This is a genomic window from Streptomyces sp. AJS327 (genome assembly GCF_013450295.1).
Lineage (GTDB): Bacteria > Actinomycetota > Actinomycetes > Streptomycetales > Streptomycetaceae > Streptomyces.
On sequence record NZ_SKBR01000001.1, the window covers coordinates 2,536,018 to 2,553,960 of the forward strand.

Sequence of the window (17,943 nt, forward strand, 5' to 3'; positions counted from 1 at the left end):
CGATGAACCCGACGGATCCGGCCCCGGCCGAACAGTGGCTCCGCTGGGACCCCGACGAGGGGTTCGGCCCGGCCACCGCCCCCGGCGGCCCGCTGCTGGCGGCCGACTCCTGGCTGGTGGAGGACGGCCGTGTCCGCGACGTCGGACGCCACGCGGAACGCTTCTCCCGGGCCTGTGCCCGGGAGGGCGTGGCCGAACGGGCGCGCGTGGACTTCTGGCGGGACGTCCTCGCCCGGCTGCCGCGCCGCGGAGCGTGGTTCCCGCGCGTGGAACTGCGGCCCGGCGGCGCCCTGTCCCTGTGGCTGCGCCACGCTCCCCACCGCGGCGCCGTCATCCGCGTCCTGCCCTGGCCGCACGCCGATCCGCGCGCCATGCCGTACCGCAAGGGACCCGACCTCGACCTGCTCGCCGGAATCCGGCGGCGGGCCCAGGAGGCCGGGGCGGACGACGCCCTGCTGAGCACCGCGGACGGCGCGGTCACCGAGTCGACGACGGCGAGCCCCCTGTGGTGGCGGGGGGACACGCTGTGCCTGCCCCCTCCCGGCCCCCACCTGCTGCCGGGCGTCACCAGCGCCCTCGTCGTCCAGCTGGCCAGGTGGAACGGCGTGCCGGTCCGGCAGGAGACGGTCTCCCCGGCGGAGCTGTTCGACTGCGAGACGTGGCTGGTCAACGCCCTGTACGGTATCCGGCCGGTGACGGACTGGGTGGGTGTCGAACACCCCGCGGCACCGGCGGAACGAGCCCCGCGCTGGCAGCGACTGCTGACGGCCCTGGCCAGTGACCTGCCGGCTGCCGTTCACCGGCCGGCACCGCAGGGAACCATCACTCAGGGAGGAACTTCCGCATGATGAACCGCAGGTCACTGCTGGCAGCCGGGGTCGGACTCAGCGCGACGGCCGGTGTCTCCGTCATCGGCGCGCGACCCCGTCCCAAGCCGGGCAGCACCGTGCCGTGGGACCATCTGGCCAGCAAGCTGACCGGCGACCTGGTCACGCCGGGCCACGACGACTACGACCGGGCCCGGCAGCTCGCCAGCGCCATGTTCGACTCCATCCACCCGCAGGCCGTCGTCCAGGCGGAAACCGCGCGGGACGTCCGGACCGCGATGCTCTTCGCACAGGACAACGGCGTCCACACCGCCGTGCGCAGCGGTGGCCACAGCTACGGCGGGTGGTCCACCTCCGAGGGCATGGTCATCAACCTCACCCGCCTCAACCGCGTGCGCCCCGGGCCGGACTCCGTCTCCGTCGGTCCCGGGGCACTCGCTGTCGACATCGTCTCCCAGTTATCACCGCACGGACTCACCGTCCCCGGCGGCTTCTGCGCGACCGTCAGCCCCGGGGGCTTCTTCACCGGCGGCGGCACCGGCTGGCTCTACCGCAAGTACGGCCCCGCTTCCGACAGTCTGCGCTCCGCCCAGGTCGTGCTGGCGGACGGACGCATCGTCACCGCCTCCGAGGACAGCCATCGCGACCTGCTGTGGGCGCTGCGCGGCGGGGGAGGCGGCAACTTCGGCATCGTCACCGACTTCGAGCTGGAGCCCGCGCGGATCCCCCGGGTCGGCCACTACACGCTCACCTGGTCCTGGGACGACGCCCAGCGTGCCGTCCAGGGCTTCCTCGACTGGTCGGTGCGGGCCTCCGCCGACCTCGCCGCCGACGGCATCCTCGACCTCCCCGACGCCAAGCCCGGAGCCCAGCCGGTGTTCGTCGTCACCGGCGCCCACCTGGGCACCATGAAGCAGCTGGAGGCCGAACTGGCCGAACTGGTCTCGCTGGTGGGGAAGGAACCGGCCACCCGGGCGGTCGAGGACATGAGTTACGAGAAGGCGATGATGCGCGTCTTCGGTTGCGAGGACACCGCGCCCGAGGAGTGCCGCCTCGTCGGAGCCAACCGGCACGCCGCGGTACCCCGGCAGGCGTGGGTCAAGAACCGGGGGCGCAAGTTCAGCCGCGTCCTGCCGTCCTCCGGAGTGGACGCGCTGCTCGCCGCCTTCGACAAGGACCGCCGCGCGGGCCAGTCCCGCGCCGTCAGCCTCCTCGCGCTGGGCAAGAACGCCAACATACCGTCCGTCGACTCCACCGCCTGGCCACACCGTGACGCCCTCTACAGCGGGACCCTGATGGTCAACCTCAGCGACCCCACGCCGGACGCCGAGGACCGAGCCGCCGCCGAGAGCTGGGTCAACGACCAGTTCGACGCCATCGACCCGTACTCCAACGGCCGGTCCTACGTCAACTTCCCGGACGTCGAACTCACCGACCACGCGGAGGCCTACTACGGGCCCAACCTGCCGCGGCTGAGCGAGATCAAGCGCACCTACGACCCGCACGGCTTCTTCACCTTCCCCCACGCCGTTCCCGCGTAAGCCCCGTCCTCCCGGGCGCGGGGGAGGCCCCGCCACCCCCGCGCCCGGGCCGCGCCCCCCACCCGCGTACCGCGCTCCGCGTGTACCTCGCGCCCCGCCCCGCCACCACCTCACCACCGCCACCGCCACGCCGCGCTCGCGCGGCCGGAAGGACATCCCCATGCGCCTCACCGGAAACACCATCCTGATCACCGGCGGCACCTCCGGCATCGGCCTCGGCCTCGCCCTGCGACTGCGCGACGCCGGCAACGACGTGATCGTCGCCGGCCGCCGCACCGACCTGCTGGAGAGCATCAGCGCCGAGCACGAGGGCATATCCGCCCTGCGACTCGACGTCACCGACCCCGACTCGATCAGTGCGGCCGCCGAGGAGCTGGCCCGCACCCACCCGCGGCTGAACGTCCTGATCAACAACGCCGGAATCATGCTGCCCGAGGACCTGTCCGGCGACGACTGGCTGGAGGTGTCCGAGCGGACGGTGTCCACCAACCTGCTCGGCACCCTTCGGATGACCGCCGCCCTGCTGCCCCGGCTGCGGGAGCGCGAGCACGCCGCGATCCTCAACGTCACCTCCGGGCTGGCCTTCGTGCCGCTGCCGGCGACCCCGACCTACAGCGCGACCAAGGCGGCCCTGCACTCCTTCAGCGAGAGCCTCCGCGTCCAGCTGCGGGGGACACCGGTCGAGGTGCACGAGATCGCTCCCCCCGGCGTGCGCACCACGCTGATGAACCAGCAGGAGGCCGAGTGGGCCATGCCGCTGGAGGAGTTCCTCGACGAGGTGATGTCCCTGCTCACGGCCGACCCCGGGGCCCCCGAGGTCCTGGTGGGGCAGGTGCGCCCCATCCGCTACGCCGCGGCCGAGGGCACCTACGCGGAGCACCTGGAGCACCTGACGAAGATGGTGGGCTGACCCAGCGGCGGCCGCCCACCTCCCAGCCGTCCTCTCCCCGGGCCCCGGCCGTGCGGGGCCCGGGGACGTGACCCCTCCGGAGTAGCTCATGCCCGCAGCACACGGCACCCGAAAAGGCTGGCTCACCGGCTGGAACCCCGAGGACGAGGACGCCTGGGCGCGCGGCGGCCACCGCGTCGCCCGCCGCAACCTCGCGCTGTCCGTCCTCTCCGAGCACGTCGGGTTCTCGGTGTGGTCCCTGTGGGCCGTTCTCGTCCTGTTCATGTCCCCCGAGATCGGCCTCTCCTTCCGACCGGGAGAGAAGTTCCTCCTGGTCGCCGTCCCCACGGTCGTCGGCGCGCTCCTGCGGCTGCCCTACAGCTACGCGGTGACCCGGTTCGGCGGGCGGAACTGGACGGTGTTCGCCACCGGAATCCTGCTCCTCCCCACCCTGCTGGCGCTCCACTTCGTCCAGCGGCCCGGAACACCCCTGTGGGTGTTCCTCCTCATCGCGGCCCTCGCCGGAGTGGGCGGCGGCAACTTCGCCTCCTCGATGACCAACATCACGGCCTTCTACCCGCAGCGCCTCCAGGGCTGGGCCCTGGGACTCAACGCGGGCGGCGGCAACCTCGGCGTCGCGGTGGTGCAACTCGTCGGACTGGCCGTCATCGTCCTCGCCGGCGACACCCACCCCGCCTACGTCGCGGCCGTCTACGTCCCGCTGATCCTGGTCGCCACCGCGCTGTCGGCCTGGAAGTTGGACAACCTCGCGACCGCCGACACGGTGCGGACCCGCTCGGGGGCACAGCGCGAGGCCCTCCGCACCCCCGACACCTGGTGGATCTCCCTCCTGTACGTCGGCACCTTCGGCTCGTTCATCGGCTACGGCTTCGCCTTCGGCCTCGTGCTGCGCGCGGAGTTCGGCGCCTCCCCGGCGGAGGCCGTGGGCTACACCTGCCTCGGCCCCCTGCTCGGCTCCCTCGCGCGTCCCCTGGGCGGCCGGCTCGCCGACCGCCTCGGCGGGGCCCGGGTGACCTTCTGGGTCTTCCTCGGCATGGGCGGCGGAACCACGCTGCTCGTCGCGGCGGCGGGCCTGCACTCCTTCACGCTGTTCCTCACCGGGTTCTCCGCCCTCTTCGTCCTCAGCGGACTCGGCAACGGCTCCACCTACAAGATGATCCCCGCCGTGTTCGCGAGACGAGCCCAGCACGAGATCACCACCGGGGGCGACGCCCGGACCGCGTTCGCGCGCTCGCGCGGCCTCTCCGGCGCGGTCATCGCGCTGGCCGGGGCGATCGGCGCGCTCGGCGGAGCCGCCGTCAACCTCGCCTTCACCCTCGCCTACGACGGCTTCGGCAGCGGCGTCCCGGCCTTCCTCGCCTTCCTCGCGTACTACGCCCTCTGCCTGGCCGTGCTCCGGAGGGTCTACTCGCGGCCAGACCCCGTCCAGCAGCAGCCCGTCGCCACCGTCAGGGAAGCCGATCATGTGTGACCTACCGACATCCACCGGCGCCCAGGTATCCACCCACTGCCCGTACTGCGCGTTACAGTGCGGCACGACACTCGGCGGCGGCCGACGCGACGGCGTGACGGTGCGTCCTGCCGACTTCCCCGTCAACCAGGGCCGGTTGTGCCACAAGGGCTGGACCGCGCCCGACCTCCTGACCGCGCCCGACCGGCTGACCCAGCCCCTGCTGCGCGGCCCGGACGGTCAGCCGCGCCGCACCTCCTGGACCACCGCGCTGGACACGGTCGCCCACCGGCTCCGCGCGATCCGCGACGAGCACGGCCCCGACGCCGTGGCGGTGTTCGGCGGCGGCGGCCTGACCAACGAGAAGGCCTACCTGCTGGGCAAGTTCGCCCGGCTCGCCCTCGGCACCAGCCAGATCGACTACAACGGCCGGTTCTGCATGTCGTCCGCCGCCGCCGCGGGCAACGCCGCCTTCGGCCTGGACCGGGGACTGCCCTTCCCCGTCACCGACCTCGCCCGCGCCGAGACGGTCCTGCTGGCCGGCGCGAACGTCGCCGAGACCATGCCGCCGCTGATGCGGCACCTCACCCACGCCCAGTTGATCGTCGTCGACCCGCGGCGTACCCCGACCGCCGAACGCGCCGCGCTCCACCTCCAGCCCGCCCCCGGCACCGACCTGGCCCTCGCCCTCGGCCTCCTGCACGCCGCCACCGTGGACGGACTGCTCGATGAGACGTACATCCGCGAGCGCACCCACGGCTTCGACGCCGCGGTACACCGCGCCCTGACCTGGCGGCCCGAACGGGTCGAGGAGGTGACCGGCGTCCCCGCCCACGCCCAGCACCAGGCGGTACGGATGCTCGCCCGCTCCCGTGGCGCGTACGTCCTGACCGGACGCGGCGTCGAACAGCACAGCACCGGGACGGACACCGCCGCCGCCCTCATCAACCTCGCCCTCGCCCTCGGCCTCCCCGGACGCGACGGCAGCGGCTACGGCTGCCTCACCGGCCAGGGCAACGGACAGGGCGGCAGGGAACACGGACAGAAGGCCGACCAGCTCCCCGGATACCGGCTCATCACCGACCCCGCCGCCCGCGCCCACGTCGCCGGAGTGTGGGGCGTAGGCCCGGACCAACTGCCCGGCCCCGGACGACCCGCCTACCAACTCCTCGACGCGCTGGGCACCGACCAGGGACCACGAGCCCTCCTGGTGTTCGGCTCCAACCCCGCCGTCTCCGCCCCCCACGCCTCCCGCGTCACCGAACGGCTCGCCGCCCTCGACCTCCTCGTCGTCGCCGACTTCGTCCCCTCCGAGACCGCGCGCCTGGCAGACGTGGTCCTGCCCGTCGCCCAGTGGGCCGAGGAGGAGGGCACCCTCACCAACCTCGAAGGCCGCCTGCTGCGCCGCCGCGCCCTGCTGCCACCACCGGACGGAGTCCGCGACGACCTGCGGGTACTGCACGACCTCGCCGTGCGCCTCGGCGAACCCCCCGAGCGGTACCCCACCGAACCGCGGACGGTGTTCGAGGAACTCCGCGCGGCCTCGCGCGGCGGCAGGGCCGACTACTCGGGCATCACCTACCGGCGTCTGGACGACGGAGAGGCCCTGTACTGGCCCTGCCCCCAAACCCCGGAACCGCACCCGGGCACCCCACGCCTCTTCCACGACCGGTTCGCCCACCCCGACGGCAGAGCCCGGTTCGCCGAGGTCGACCACCGGGGGCCAGCGGAGGAGACCAGCGACCCCTACCCCCTCTACGCCACCACCGGCAGGGTGCTGGCGCACTACCAGTCCGGCGCGCAGACCCGCAGAGTCGGCGAACTGCGCGCGGCCGTTCCCGAGCCGTTCGTCGAGATGCACCCCGACACGGCCCGTCAGTCCGGACTGGCCGACCACGAACTGGCCCGGATCACCTCCGCGCGCGGCAGCATGACCGCCCGCACCCGGCTCGACGCGACGATGCGCCCCGACACCGTCTTCCTGCCGTTCCACTTTCCCGGGGCGGGCCGCGCGAACCTGGTCACGCACCCGGCGCTCGACCCCGTCAGCGGCATGCCCGAGTTCAAGGTCTGCGCGGTCCGGGTCACCCCGGCCCCCGAACAGGGAGAGACACCGTGAACCGGGTGCTCGTCATCGGCAACGGGCCCGCCGCCCACCGCCTCGCGGAACGTCTTGCACAGCTCGGACACCGGGGAGAGGTCACCCTGCTGGGAGCCGAACCCACCCCCGCCTGCCACCGGCCATTGCTCACCGCCGTCCTCGCCGGGCGGCTCAGCCCCCAGGCGACACACCTCCCACCGCCACCCGGCGCCCGCGTCCACCTGGACACCGTCGCCCTCGGCATCGACCGCTCGCGACGGCACGTCCGGGCCCGGCGGGGAGGCGCCGTCACCACCCACCCCTACGACACCCTCGTCCTCGCCACCGGGGCACGCCCCGAACTCCCCGCCATCCCCGGGTCCGTGGGCCCCGGCGGACGGCTGGCGACCGGGGTGACGGCCGTGCGCGACGCGGCCGACTGCGAGCGCGTCACCGGACGGACGGCGGTCGTCCTCGGCGGTGGGCCACTCGGGGTGGAGACCGCCAGCGCGCTGGCCGACCGCTCCCTCGCGACCACGCTGGTGTGCGCCGAACCCCACCCACTCGCCGCCCAACTCGACGGCACATGCGGGGACATGCTCACCGCGCGCCTGCGGCACGCGGGCGTCGCCGTCCGGACCGGCACCACCGTGACGCACCGCGCCCCCGGCCACGTACGGCTGGCTGACGGCACCCACCTCGACGCGGACACCCTCGTCCTGTGCACCGGCGTCACCCCCGAGACGCGCCTGGCCCAGGAGGCGGGCCTGACGGTCCGCGACGGGATCACCGTCGACGACCAGCTGCGCACCTCCGACCCACGGGTGCGCGCCATCGGCGACTGCGCCGCACCCGGCGACCGGGCCACCCGGGGCATCGACGCCGCGCGCGAACAGGCCGAGGTACTCGCCGCCACCCTCACCGGGCACCCCGCCCACTACCGGCCCGCCCCACCCACCCTCCGTCTGCGCACCCCGGCGGTCGACCTCTGCCGCCTCGGCGAACCGGCCGACGACCACGCGCCGGACCTGCGCACCGTCACCCTCACCGACCGGACCCGCCAGCGGTACGCCCGCCTCACCCTGCGCGACGACCGCGTGGTGACCGCGGTGCTGCTCGGCGTACCCCGTGCCATCGCCACCATCCGTAGCCTGCACCGGAGCGGCAGGCCGCTCCCCTCAGACCGGCTCGGGCTGCTGCTGGACCTGCCGCCCCGGCCCGCCGCGGACGAGACCGAACCGGAGGGGGACGTCCTGGTCTGCCGGTGCAACAGCGTCTCCGAACGCGACCTGGCCCGCGCCTGGGACGCCGGTTCCCGCACCGTCGCCGCCCTCGCCTCCACCACCCGCGCCACCACCGGCTGCGGCAACTGTCACGAGCGGGTGCGCGCCCTCTGCTCCAGCTGGGCCAGCGAGTCCGCGAACCGACTGGGGAGGGCGTCGTGACCCGCACACTCCTGCTGGCCGGGTACGGGCCGGTCGGCCACCGGACCGCCGAACGGCTCAGGACGCGCGACACCGGCGGTGCCTGGCGCGTCGTCATCCTGGCCGAGGAAGCCCACCCCGCCTACGACCGCGTCCACCTCTCCTCCTATCTGGACGGCAAGGGCAGAGGCGACCTCACCCTCACCGGCGCCACCTTCGCCAGCGACCCCCTGGTGGACCTCCGCCTGTCCCGCCCCGCGACCGCGATCGACCGCGCGGCCCGGACGGTGCGCACCGCCGACGGGGACGAGGTGCCCTACGACGCCCTCGTCCTGGCCACCGGCTCGCGGCCGTTCGTCCCTCCGGTGCCCGGACACGACCTCCCCGGCTGCCACGTCTACCGCACCTTCGAGGACCTCGACGCCCTCCGCGCCGCCGCGCGCCCCGGCCGCCCCGCCGTGGTGGTGGGCGGCGGCCTCCTCGGGCTGGAAGCGGCCAGCGCCCTGCGACTCCTCGGCGCGCGCCCGCACGTCGTCGAGACCGCGCCCCACCTGATGCCCGCGCAACTCGACGCGAGCGCCGCCCGCGTGCTGCACCGGCACGCCACCCTCCGCGGCGTCGACGCGCGGTGCGCCACCGGCCTCGACTCCGTCGAGGCGGGGCCGGACGGAACCGTCGCGGCCGTGTCGCTCTCCGACGGCACCGTTCTGGAGACCGACCTGGTGGTCTTCGCCGCCGGAATCCGCCCCCGGGACGAACTCGCCGTCACCGCGGGACTGGACCGCGGCCCGCGCGGCGGCGTCGCCGTCGACGCGTACTGTCGCACCTCCGACCCGCGCGTCTGGGCCGTCGGCGAGTGCGCCGCGGTCGAGGGACGGTGCCACGGCCTGGTCGCGCCGGGATACCGCATGGCCGACAGCGTGGTCGAACAGTTGCTGGGCCAGCCCGCCACCCCCTTCGACAGCACCAGCGCGCACGAGACCGAACTCAAACTCCTCGGGGTGAACGTCGCCGTCCTCGGCGACACGGTCCCGGACGACCAGACCCTCGACCTCGTCTTCGCCGAGGACGCCACCCGCCACGTCCGAGTCCTCCTCCGGCGGGACACCGGGATCCTCGTGGGCGGCGTTCTCGCCGGGGACACCTGCTCCCCCCATGTCCTCGCGGGACTGATCGGACGCCCGCTACCAGCCGACCTCGAACAGCTGCTGCTCCCCGCGCCCGGAACCGCCCACCGGTTCCTCCCCGGCCGGGAGGTACCCACCGCCCGCCCGGGCGCCCGACCCGGGCACCAACCGACCCGATGAGAGGACACCCATGACGCCACCGCGGCAGGACCCCCCGCCCCCCGGCCTCCTGGACCCGGCGGAACAACCCGACGACGTCCCGCCGCGGCTCGCCACCCAAATCGGCTTCATCGCGGAGGTCGACCGCCTCAAGACCGTGCTGCGGCTCAGCCCCCTCCTCGCGGCCGAGCGCCGGGAGAACGACGCCGAGCACTCGTGGCACCTCGCGCTCATGGTCCTCGTGCTGGCGGAGTACGCCAACGAGCCGATCGACGTGGGCAGGACGGTGCAACTCGTCCTGCTGCACGACCTGGTGGAGATCTACGCGGGCGACACCTGCCTCTTCGACGACGTCGGCAGGCAGGACAAGGCGGAACGGGAGAGCGCGGCCGCCGACCGGCTCTACGCGCTCCTCCCGGACGACCAGGAAGGCGTCTTCCGCTCCCTCTGGGACGAGTTCGAGGCGGCGAAGACACCGGAGGCCCGGTTCGCCAAGGCCATGGACCGCCTCCAGCCCCTGCTGCTGAACTTCGGGAACCGGGGCGGAACCTGGGGCACGCCCGGAGTCACCGACGCCGTCGTCCGCGACCGGACGTCCGTCATCGGCGACGGCTCCCGGGAGCTGTGGGACTACACCGAGAAGCTCCTCGACCGCGCGGCCGACCGCGGATGGCTCGCCCGCGGATGAACCCGCCGGAACACCAACCCCGGGAAACAGCGGAACGGCCCTTTTCCCCGGTTTCCCCGGCAACCGCTCCGAATAGAGCCGGAGAACCGCTGGTTCCATCCGGTTGAATGGCTGATTTCACCTTCCGGTTTCCTGACTGGTGACCTGACAGAATCACCGGAGTCGCGTGGACGCCCCGTGTCCGCGTCGTTAGTGTCGCGGACATGGGGAACGTAACGTCAGTCAACACGGGAAAGCGTGTGGAAGTGCCGTGGGCGCGTCGCGGTCAGACCGCCATCGGAAAATTCCCGGTCGCCGCGGGTGCGGCCGTGACAAAACTCGGACTCGAAGGAGACGAGCAGACAGCGGATTTCCACGGAGGAGTTCTCCAGGCCGTCTACGCCTATGCGCGCGAAGACCTCGACTGGTGGTCCGGCCTCCTGGACAGGGAACTGCGCGACGGAGTCTTCGGCGAGAACGTGGACCTCGTGGGCTTCGACGTCACCGGCGCCGTGCTCGCGGAGCGCTGGCGCGTGGGCGATGTGCTGCTGGAAGTGACGGCACCGCGCATGGCCTGCGGAACCTTCGGCGGCTGGATGGACGAGAAGGGCTGGGCCAAACGCTTCAACGGAGCCCGCAGACCCGGAGCCTACCTCCGCGTCCTCGAAGAGGGAACAATTCGCCCCGGCGATACGGCAGAAGTCGTCTGGCGTCCCGAAAAACGCGTGACGATCGCCGAGGCCGTGTCAGCCATTCTGGACGATCACGATATCCTCCGGCGCATCCTCGACATGGCCGAGGACGTACCCACCTGGGACCGCGCGGCAATGATGTTCCACGTGTCGAACCGGACCAGATCAGCAGCCAAGGAAAAGAGTGTCCCGCCCCCCGCCCCACACACGGAGGGAAACGATGCTCGACATATTCGGTGACTTCAGCGCACACGACCCCGCATCGACTCTCGCCGAGGCGTCCACCGGATGTCCCTACCGCTGGGAACCAGAAACCAGCGCCCTGTACGCCTTCCGCGCCGCGGACGTCGAAAAAGCACTCACCAGCGAGGACTTCTGGAGCGAACGCACATCGGACCCCAGGGTCACCTCACTCGCCGAGCCGGACCGGGCGCGGAGAGCCGAACTCAAGCACTTCCTGTCGCTCTGGCCGGTCTTCTCCGACGGAGACCGGCACGGACGGCTCCGCCGCGCGGCGATCCGGCTGCTCCGCGACACGACCACCCCCGAACTGCTCACCTCCTGCCAGCAGCTCGCCGAGGACCGGCTCCGCGAGACGGGCGAGGCCACCTTCGACTGGATGGAACGCATCGCCCGCCCACTGGCACACGAGGTCATCACGGCACTGACCGGCCGCGCCGCCGCCAGCGAACTCGTCGAACTCGGCGGCACCGTCATGAACGAACTGGCCACGCCCCGGCTCGACATGGCCCGCATCGACGCGGCACTCGACGCGGCGCACGCCCTGCGCGACTGGCTGCGCACCGCACTAGCCGACCCCCCGACAGCCTGCGTCGCCGGCCTCAGCGAGGTGTGGGACGACGCGGAGTTCGGCCCCGACACGGCGACGGCGCTGCTCACCCAGATCGTCACCGGTGCCTACGACCCGCTCGTCACGACCCTGTGCGTCGCGGGGGAGCGGGCCACCCGCGCGCTCAGCGGCCCGCTGTCCCGGAGGGCCGTACGGGAGGAGATCTTCCGGCTGGCGACACCGTTCCGGTTCGCCAGCCGCTACGCCCTGCGCCAGGTCGAGGTCGGTACCCACCACCTCGACGCCGGCGACCGGATCGTCCTCTGCCTCGGCACGGCCAACTTCGACCCGGACTACTACCCGCGACCGCTGGAACTGAGGGAACGGGGAGGTAACCCCCGCTCCTTCAGCTTCGGTGCCGGTGAGCACTACTGCCCCGGCGCCCCACTCGCCCACTCCGTCGTCGACGCCCTCCTCACGGCGCTACGCAGGCTCGACGTGGAGTTCGTCACGGAGAAAGTGGAGCGGGAGCCGGAGTTCAGCATGCTCCGCTACCGCGCGCTGGAGGGCCGTCTGACACCCTCCGGCCGCCGTCCCTCCGCGGCGTGAGGCAGCCCCGCCCCGCCCACCGAGGCGCCGTGGCCGTCCGCCGCACCAGCACCCGGCGGCCCGGCGCGACCGGCGGCCGCCCCCTCTTCCCCCCAAGGAGCCCCCACCGTGACCGTGTTGGTGATCGACACAGACCCCGGGCTCGACGACGCGCACGCCCTGGCCATGGCGGTCACCCCGTCCGCCGCGCGCCCCGGCCCCCCGGTGGCCGCCGTGTGCACGGTCGCGGGCAACGTCGGCATCGACACGGTGACCGCCAACGCCCGCTGGCTGCTCGGCGCGTACGGAGAGCGCGCCACCGGCATACCCGTCCACCGGGGGGCGGCGGGGCCGATCACCGGACCCCGCGCGCTCGCCACCGAGATCCACGGCTCCGACGGACTCGGCGAACTACCCCGCTGGACCGTCCCCGAGCTGCCGGAACAGGAGACCCCGGCGGCCCTCGCCCTGATCGAGACCGCGCGCCGCCACCCCGGAGAGACCACGCTCGTCACGCTCGGCCCGCTCACCAACCTCGCCCTCGCCCTGCGGCTGGAGCCGCGGCTGCCACGACTACTCGACCGCGTCGTCGTGATGGGCGGCGCCATCCACGGCCGCGGCAACCTCACCCTCAACGCCGAGTTCAACATCGGCGCCGACCCCGCGGCGGCCGACCTGGTGTTCGCCACGTTCCCCCGGCTCACCCTGGTGTCCTGGGAGACCACCCTCGCCCACTCGTTCACCGAGGACGAACTCCTGGGCTTCTTCGCCGGCGAGCGCCAGCCAGCCCAGGTGCTGCGGCGCGTCGTGGAGAACCGGTTCCTGACCGACCCCGGTTACGCCGCCCGGCCCACCTACCCGCGCGCCGACCCGCTGGCCATGGCCGTCGCGCTCGACCCCACCGTCGTCACCCACGCCGAGCACCACGGCGTCCGGGTGGGCTACGGACCCGGCGGCCTCGACCACGGATTGACCGTCGTGGACTGGCAGGACGCCCGGGCAGACCGGCCCCACGCCGAGATCGTGCTGACGGCCGACCGGGATCGGCTCCTCGAACTCCTCACGATCTAGCGCTCGTTCGGCCGGAAGCCCGGCTCGCGGCCACCGGACGGGGGCGACCGGACGGGGATGCCCGGGTGGGGCCGCGGGGACGGCCCCACCCGACCCGTCACGCCTCGCGCCGCGCGGGCCGCATCGTCAGCGGGACAGCCAGCCGGTTGAGAGTGTTGATCAACGCGGTCTGGAGCACCAGGTGCCCGCGCTCGGTCTCGTCATCGAACTGCTTGCAGACCCGCTCCCACAGGTCGTCCTCCACCTGCACCTCACGGGTGACCGTCTCCGCGTAGACCAGCGCGGCCCGCTCCCGCTCCGTGAACAGCTCCGACTCCCGCCACACCGGAAGCTGGTCCAGGCGGTCCTGACGCTCGCCCAGCCGACGCGCCTCCCGCACATGCATGTCCACGCAGAAGACGCAGCCGTTCACCTGCGACACCCGGATCTTCACCAGTTCCCGCACCGTGGAATCCAGCGGCCCCTTGTCCACCGCCGCCTGCGCCTGCCGGACGAACCCGTACGGCTCGGGTGCCGAGACCCCCAGATCCATGCGCGCCATCACACACTCCCTCAACTCGGTGACTGCCACGGCCACCGCGCATCCGCGGTACGCCGTGATTCCAGCAGGGAGACGAGACAGCCCCGCCCGTTGTGACACGCCCCCGGATTCCGCCCGATCCCCTCGGCTACCGCCCCACGCGCCCAACACCTCACACGTGCGCGAGCTTGGACGGCGCTACCTGCCGCCAGTACGCCGCTATCCGGCCGCCCCGCAGCCGCACCGTGTCCACCGAGTGCACCGCGCCGTCCTCGCGCCGATACAGGAACGCCGGTTCGCCCCCGACCTCCACGACCTCCGCACCGCCCAGCCGCCACCGGCGGCCCACCCGCAGCAGCACCTCACCCACACGACGTCCCCCCACGATCGGCTTCCGCGCGGCGAAGACCTCACCGCCACCGTCCGTGACGTAGACCGCCTCCGGGTCGAGGAGCCGGACCAGCCCCTCCAGGTCACCGGCCTCGTACGCGGCGCGAAAGGCCCGCAGCACCCGCTCGTGCTCCCCCCGCGGAGCGCCGGGCCCCGCCTCTCCCGCGTCCCTGGCCCCCGCGATCCGGCGCCGGGCGCGCGAGGCGAGCTGACGCGCGGCTGCCGGCGAACGGTCCAGCACCCCCGCGATCCAGGAGAACTCCAGCCCGAAGGCCTCCCGCAACACGAACGCGACCCGCTCGGGCGGGCTCAACCGCTCCATCACCAGCATCATCGCCGCCCCGACCGACTCGTCCACCAACACCGGCTGTGCCGCGTCCGGCCCCGTCAGCAGGGGTTCGGGCAGCCACGGCCCGACATACTCCTCGCGACGCACCCGGGCTGACCTCAACAGGTCGTACGCCCGCCGGGCCGCGACCGTCACCAGCCACGCCCTGCGATCCGACACCTCCGCCAACCGGTCCCCCGTGGTCCGCAGCCAGACGTCCTGGACCACGTCCTCGGCATCGGCGACGCTACCCAGCAGCCGATAGGCGACCCCGAAGACCGCTGGCCGGTGCCGCTGCCACTCGTCGCCGGTCATCCCGCTCGCGACGACCGCGGCGGACCTTCGATCACTGGACACAGGGCGCTGCTCCATCCTCTCCGGCCACACGACAACCCCGGCAGTCCGGTGGGCACGCTGCTCCGCGTGCCCACCGGACGACCTCCGACAACCGTCCCCTCCGGCACTGTGCCCGCCGCCGGACGATTCAGCCCTCGCCCCTGCCCAACTCCCGGTCACCGGACCGCCGGAGCTACCCACCGTACCGGGCGGAGATCGCTCCGCGTTCGCCCCTCGCACCCCTCCGTATCTCCGCGCGCCTGCCGCCGCTGACACCCGTCCGCACGGACGGGTAACGGGCGTCAACGGCCAGTGGTATGCGCGCGGAACCGTTCGCCACGCTCTCCGGACTCGTGAACAGTTGTGGCCTCCAGCGAGTGCGGCGCACACGCCGATACCCGTCCCGCGCCCGGCTCCGGTCCGTGTTCCCCGACGGAGGGGAGTTCTCCGAGCGACGTGCTGGTGCGGCGGATCCGCCGTGCGCTCCGGAGCGGGCTTCTCTCCGTGACCGGTGTGCGGTCGCGCCTTCCGGGCCGGATTTCCGACCGTACTTTCCACCGCTATGCACGCTTTCGCGCCTTTGTTCCTCATTGCGGCACATCGCGACAGGTTCTTGGTCTCGGGGCCGTAACGAAAACGAGTGATATTGCGATGGCAATTCGCAAATATCCTCGGGTGAGGCGCGGAGGGAATGCCCGCAATCCCGGTAAACCGCACCGGAAGATCCACCAGGAACCGCATAACTCAGGCAAAGCTCCAGGTGACGGCCCCGCGTTGTCGATCACAACCCGTGGCCTGCCGAGGCGAGAGTGTTGTTACAGTGCAAGAAGTTTGCGGGCTCAAACAGCCCGCATCTTTTTGTGAACGCCCCCTGCTCACAGACGAGTTGCCGGGCGTTCCACGTGAGTTGTCGGGCCGGAGCCCTTCCCGCCGCAGGGGCGCGCGGGACGATAGACCGCCTGTCGATCGACACGCGGCGTCGCTGGCTGATGCCGGGCTCCACGATCGAAGGGGTGGTGCGTGTGGACGGAATGGAAACAGCGCAGTTCAGCGCGTTTGTGGTGGTGGGTCTGCTGGTCTTCTTCTACGGGGGGACCTTCCTCATATCGACCCGCATCGGCAAGAAGGACGAGAACGCCGACGGCTACATGACCGCCGGCAACAATCTCGGCTTCGGAATCTCCGCGGCCAGCATGACGGCGACCTGGATCTGGGCGTCGTCGATGTACGCCTCCGCGACCTCCGGCTACACCTACGGCATCTCCGGCCCCATCCACTACGGACTGTGGGGCGCACTGATGATTCTGTTCATCTACCCCTTCGGTAAGCGCATCCGCGCCGTCGCCCCGAAGGCCCACACCCTCGCCGAGGTGCTCTACGTCCGGCACGGCCGCTCCAGCCAGCTCATGCTCGCCGGCTCGAACATCGTCGGCAGCGTGATCAGTCTGATGTCCAACTTCATCGCCGGTGGCGTTCTGGTCTCGCTGCTGTCGCCGTTCACCTTCATCCAGGGCGTCATCGCCGTCGCGGCGGGCGTACTGCTCTACACCCTGTGGTCCGGATTCCGCGCCTCGGTGCTCACCGACTTCGTACAGGTCGTCGCGATGCTCGGTGCGGTCGCGATCATCGTGCCGTTCATCTTCTTCGCGGCCGACTTCCCGGCGGTGTTCGAGAGCGGCTCGGGCAACCTGACCTCGGAACAGGGCAACTTCTTCTCCAGCGTGGCCTTCATGGAGCAGGGCGCTCCGTACATCGCCGCGGTGCTCGCCTACGCGATCGGCAACCAGACCATCGCGCAACGGCTCTTCGCGGTGAAGGAGAGCCTGATCAAGCCGACCTTCGTTACCGCGACCGTCGGCTACGGCGCGATGGTCATCGGCGTCGGCATGCTCGGTGTGCTCGCCCTCTACCTGGGCTACGAACCGCACGCCGACGACCCGAACAACATCATTCCTGGTATGGCAGCCGAGTACCTACCGCCCGTACTGCTGGCGCTGTTCTTCATCATGATCATCGGCGCTCTCTCCTCCACCGCCGACTCGGACCTCTCGGCCCTCTCCTCGATCATGATGGCCGACGTCTACGGCCAGAACGTGGCTGGCAAGGAGCGCGCCAAGCCGAAGACGATGCTCCTGATCGGCCGTATCACGATGGTGCTGGCGACCACGGTGGCCGTGATCTTCGCCAGCCTGCAACTGAGCATCCTCGACCTGTTGGTGTTCGTCGGAGCGCTGTGGGGCGCCCTCGTCTTCCCCGTGCTGGCCAGCTTCTACTGGAACAAGGTCACCGGAAGGGCGTTCACCACGTCGGTGCTCGTGGCGCTCGCGGTCTTCCTGCCGGTCCGCTTCAGCTGGATCTCGATGGACGGCGCCGTCGGCATCACGGTCGACGTGCTGTCGGTTATTGGCGTCGGCGTCGTTCTCGGCCTGATGGCGTTCGGTTTCTTCGGAATCCGGACCGCCCAGATCGTGGGCGTGACGGCGACAGTGGTATCCGCGCCGTTCGCCATCGGCTCGCTCCACGAGTACGCCACGCTCAGCGGCTCGTTGGTCGCATACTCGGTCTCCACCATCCTCTGCTGGGCCATGTCCGTGCGACAGCGGGAGGAGTTCGACTTCGCCGTCATCGCGCAGCGCACCGGTGACTTCGATGACAGTCCTGCCGCGTCCGACGCTGTGCCTGGCCAGGGCAGCGACGAGGACCAGAGCCATACCCGAGGCGGTGGCGGGGACAGTGACAGTGCCCCCGAACCCGCCGGAAGCAAGTGACCCGCCAGGAGGCATCGTGAGTTCCGCAGCACTGACCGCGTACGTCCTGATGTGGCCCGCCATCGTTGCGGTCGTCTTGTTCGTTATCAGCCGTGGGTTCTTCCGTGAATGGGCGGAAGCTCGTCGCCAGGGGCGAAGGATGATCTGACCTGGGGTTCTGGGGTGGGTGTGGGGTTTCGGTGTATCGCGCTGAGGCTCCCACCCCGGTTCTCCTGTGGTTCTGGTATTTCTGGAGTCGTTGGCTTTCTGCGTTGTGTGGGGTGGGAGCCCGTGCG

At 71.8% G+C, this 17,943-nt stretch carries 15 protein-coding genes; 13 read left to right on the forward strand and 2 right to left on the reverse strand.

Features of this window, described 5'->3' with window-relative positions; all coding sequences use genetic code 11:
- Nucleotides 1–2: 2 nt before the first annotated feature.
- The 11 genes from E0L36_RS10110 to E0L36_RS10160 all read left to right on the forward strand — a co-directional run bounded on the left by E0L36_RS10110 (nucleotide 3) and on the right by E0L36_RS10160 (nucleotide 13,326).
- A complete protein-coding gene (locus E0L36_RS10110) occupies nucleotides 3–848 on the forward strand; it encodes an aminotransferase class IV (RefSeq protein WP_180928476.1) in 846 nt (281 codons plus the stop codon).
- On the forward strand, nucleotides 845–2,368 hold the full coding sequence (locus E0L36_RS10115) for an FAD-binding oxidoreductase (protein ID WP_180928477.1): 1,524 nt from the start codon (nucleotides 845–847) through the stop codon (nucleotides 2,366–2,368). Before E0L36_RS10110 ends, E0L36_RS10115 begins: the two co-directional genes overlap by 4 nt.
- Nucleotides 2,369–2,528: 160 nt before the next feature.
- Complete coding sequence (locus E0L36_RS10120) at nucleotides 2,529–3,278, forward strand: SDR family oxidoreductase (protein ID WP_180928478.1); 750 nt, start codon at nucleotides 2,529–2,531, stop codon at nucleotides 3,276–3,278.
- Nucleotides 3,279–3,366: 88 nt separating this feature from the next.
- Nucleotides 3,367–4,749, forward strand: a complete 1,383-nt coding sequence (locus E0L36_RS10125) for an MFS transporter (protein ID WP_180928479.1) — start codon at nucleotides 3,367–3,369, stop codon at nucleotides 4,747–4,749.
- Entirely contained in the window at nucleotides 4,742–6,847 is a 2,106-nt protein-coding gene (locus E0L36_RS10130) for a molybdopterin oxidoreductase family protein (protein ID WP_180928480.1), read from the forward strand. Before E0L36_RS10125 ends, E0L36_RS10130 begins: the two co-directional genes overlap by 8 nt.
- Entirely contained in the window at nucleotides 6,844–8,253 is a 1,410-nt protein-coding gene (locus tag E0L36_RS10135; RefSeq protein WP_180928481.1) for an FAD-dependent oxidoreductase, read from the forward strand. The genes E0L36_RS10130 and E0L36_RS10135 overlap by 4 nt, the downstream gene beginning before the upstream one ends.
- Nucleotides 8,250–9,539 carry an FAD-dependent oxidoreductase gene (locus E0L36_RS10140; RefSeq protein WP_180928482.1) on the forward strand — a complete coding sequence of 430 codons (1,290 nt, stop codon included), beginning with the start codon at nucleotides 8,250–8,252 and terminating at the stop codon, nucleotides 9,537–9,539. Before E0L36_RS10135 ends, E0L36_RS10140 begins: the two co-directional genes overlap by 4 nt.
- 10 nt (nucleotides 9,540–9,549) lie before the next feature.
- Nucleotides 9,550–10,206 (forward strand): HD family hydrolase, encoded by a 657-nt coding sequence (locus E0L36_RS10145; RefSeq protein ID WP_180928483.1) that lies wholly within the window; start codon nucleotides 9,550–9,552, stop codon nucleotides 10,204–10,206.
- Between the two features lie 203 nt (nucleotides 10,207–10,409).
- Nucleotides 10,410–11,117, forward strand: coding sequence for an MOSC domain-containing protein (locus E0L36_RS10150; protein WP_180928484.1), 708 nt, complete (start codon nucleotides 10,410–10,412; stop codon nucleotides 11,115–11,117).
- Nucleotides 11,098–12,276 carry a cytochrome P450 gene (locus E0L36_RS10155; RefSeq protein ID WP_180928485.1) on the forward strand — a complete coding sequence of 393 codons (1,179 nt, stop codon included), beginning with the start codon at nucleotides 11,098–11,100 and terminating at the stop codon, nucleotides 12,274–12,276. Before E0L36_RS10150 ends, E0L36_RS10155 begins: the two co-directional genes overlap by 20 nt.
- 108 nt (nucleotides 12,277–12,384) lie before the next feature.
- On the forward strand, nucleotides 12,385–13,326 hold the full coding sequence (locus E0L36_RS10160; RefSeq protein ID WP_180928486.1) for a nucleoside hydrolase: 942 nt from the start codon (nucleotides 12,385–12,387) through the stop codon (nucleotides 13,324–13,326).
- 97 nt (nucleotides 13,327–13,423) lie between these two features.
- Here the strand turns inward: E0L36_RS10160 and E0L36_RS10165 are convergent, their stop codons facing one another.
- Nucleotides 13,424–13,867 carry a carboxymuconolactone decarboxylase family protein gene (locus E0L36_RS10165; protein WP_180928487.1) on the reverse strand — a complete coding sequence of 148 codons (444 nt, stop codon included), beginning with the start codon at nucleotides 13,865–13,867 and terminating at the stop codon, nucleotides 13,424–13,426.
- Between the two features lie 151 nt (nucleotides 13,868–14,018).
- Nucleotides 14,019–14,879 carry an RNA polymerase sigma factor SigJ gene (sigJ, locus tag E0L36_RS10170; RefSeq protein ID WP_180928716.1) on the reverse strand — a complete coding sequence of 287 codons (861 nt, stop codon included), beginning with the start codon at nucleotides 14,877–14,879 and terminating at the stop codon, nucleotides 14,019–14,021.
- A gap of 1,052 nt (nucleotides 14,880–15,931) precedes the next feature.
- Here sigJ and E0L36_RS10175 point away from each other — a divergent pair.
- Both E0L36_RS10175 and E0L36_RS26960 read left to right on the forward strand, forming a co-directional pair.
- Nucleotides 15,932–17,668, forward strand: coding sequence for a sodium:solute symporter family protein (locus tag E0L36_RS10175; protein ID WP_258015946.1), 1,737 nt, complete (start codon nucleotides 15,932–15,934; stop codon nucleotides 17,666–17,668).
- Complete coding sequence (locus tag E0L36_RS26960) at nucleotides 17,550–17,816, forward strand: putative transporter small subunit (protein WP_219636150.1); 267 nt, start codon at nucleotides 17,550–17,552, stop codon at nucleotides 17,814–17,816. The genes E0L36_RS10175 and E0L36_RS26960 overlap by 119 nt, the downstream gene beginning before the upstream one ends.
- Nucleotides 17,817–17,943: the final 127 nt, after the last annotated feature.

Bases quoted from the DNA above. Each gene is read 5' to 3' on its own strand.
- E0L36_RS10120 (WP_180928478.1), top strand. From the start codon at position 2,529: ATGCGCCTCACCGGAAACACCATCCTGATCACCGGCGGCACCTCCGGC.
- E0L36_RS10145 (WP_180928483.1), top strand. From the start codon at position 9,550: ATGACGCCACCGCGGCAGGACCCCCCGCCCCCCGGCCTCCTGGACCCG.
- E0L36_RS10115 (WP_180928477.1), top strand. From the start codon at position 845: ATGATGAACCGCAGGTCACTGCTGGCAGCCGGGGTCGGACTCAGCGCG.
- E0L36_RS10175 (WP_258015946.1), top strand. From the start codon at position 15,932: ATGGAAACAGCGCAGTTCAGCGCGTTTGTGGTGGTGGGTCTGCTGGTC.
- E0L36_RS10130 (WP_180928480.1), top strand. From the start codon at position 4,742: ATGTGTGACCTACCGACATCCACCGGCGCCCAGGTATCCACCCACTGC.
- E0L36_RS10155 (WP_180928485.1), top strand. From the start codon at position 11,098: ATGCTCGACATATTCGGTGACTTCAGCGCACACGACCCCGCATCGACT.
- E0L36_RS10150 (WP_180928484.1), top strand. From the start codon at position 10,410: ATGGGGAACGTAACGTCAGTCAACACGGGAAAGCGTGTGGAAGTGCCG.
- sigJ (WP_180928716.1), bottom strand. From the start codon at position 14,879: ATGACCGGCGACGAGTGGCAGCGGCACCGGCCAGCGGTCTTCGGGGTC.
- E0L36_RS10125 (WP_180928479.1), top strand. From the start codon at position 3,367: ATGCCCGCAGCACACGGCACCCGAAAAGGCTGGCTCACCGGCTGGAAC.
- E0L36_RS26960 (WP_219636150.1), top strand. From the start codon at position 17,550: ATGACAGTCCTGCCGCGTCCGACGCTGTGCCTGGCCAGGGCAGCGACG.
- E0L36_RS10110 (WP_180928476.1), top strand. From the start codon at position 3: ATGAACCCGACGGATCCGGCCCCGGCCGAACAGTGGCTCCGCTGGGAC.
- E0L36_RS10165 (WP_180928487.1), bottom strand. From the start codon at position 13,867: ATGGCGCGCATGGATCTGGGGGTCTCGGCACCCGAGCCGTACGGGTTC.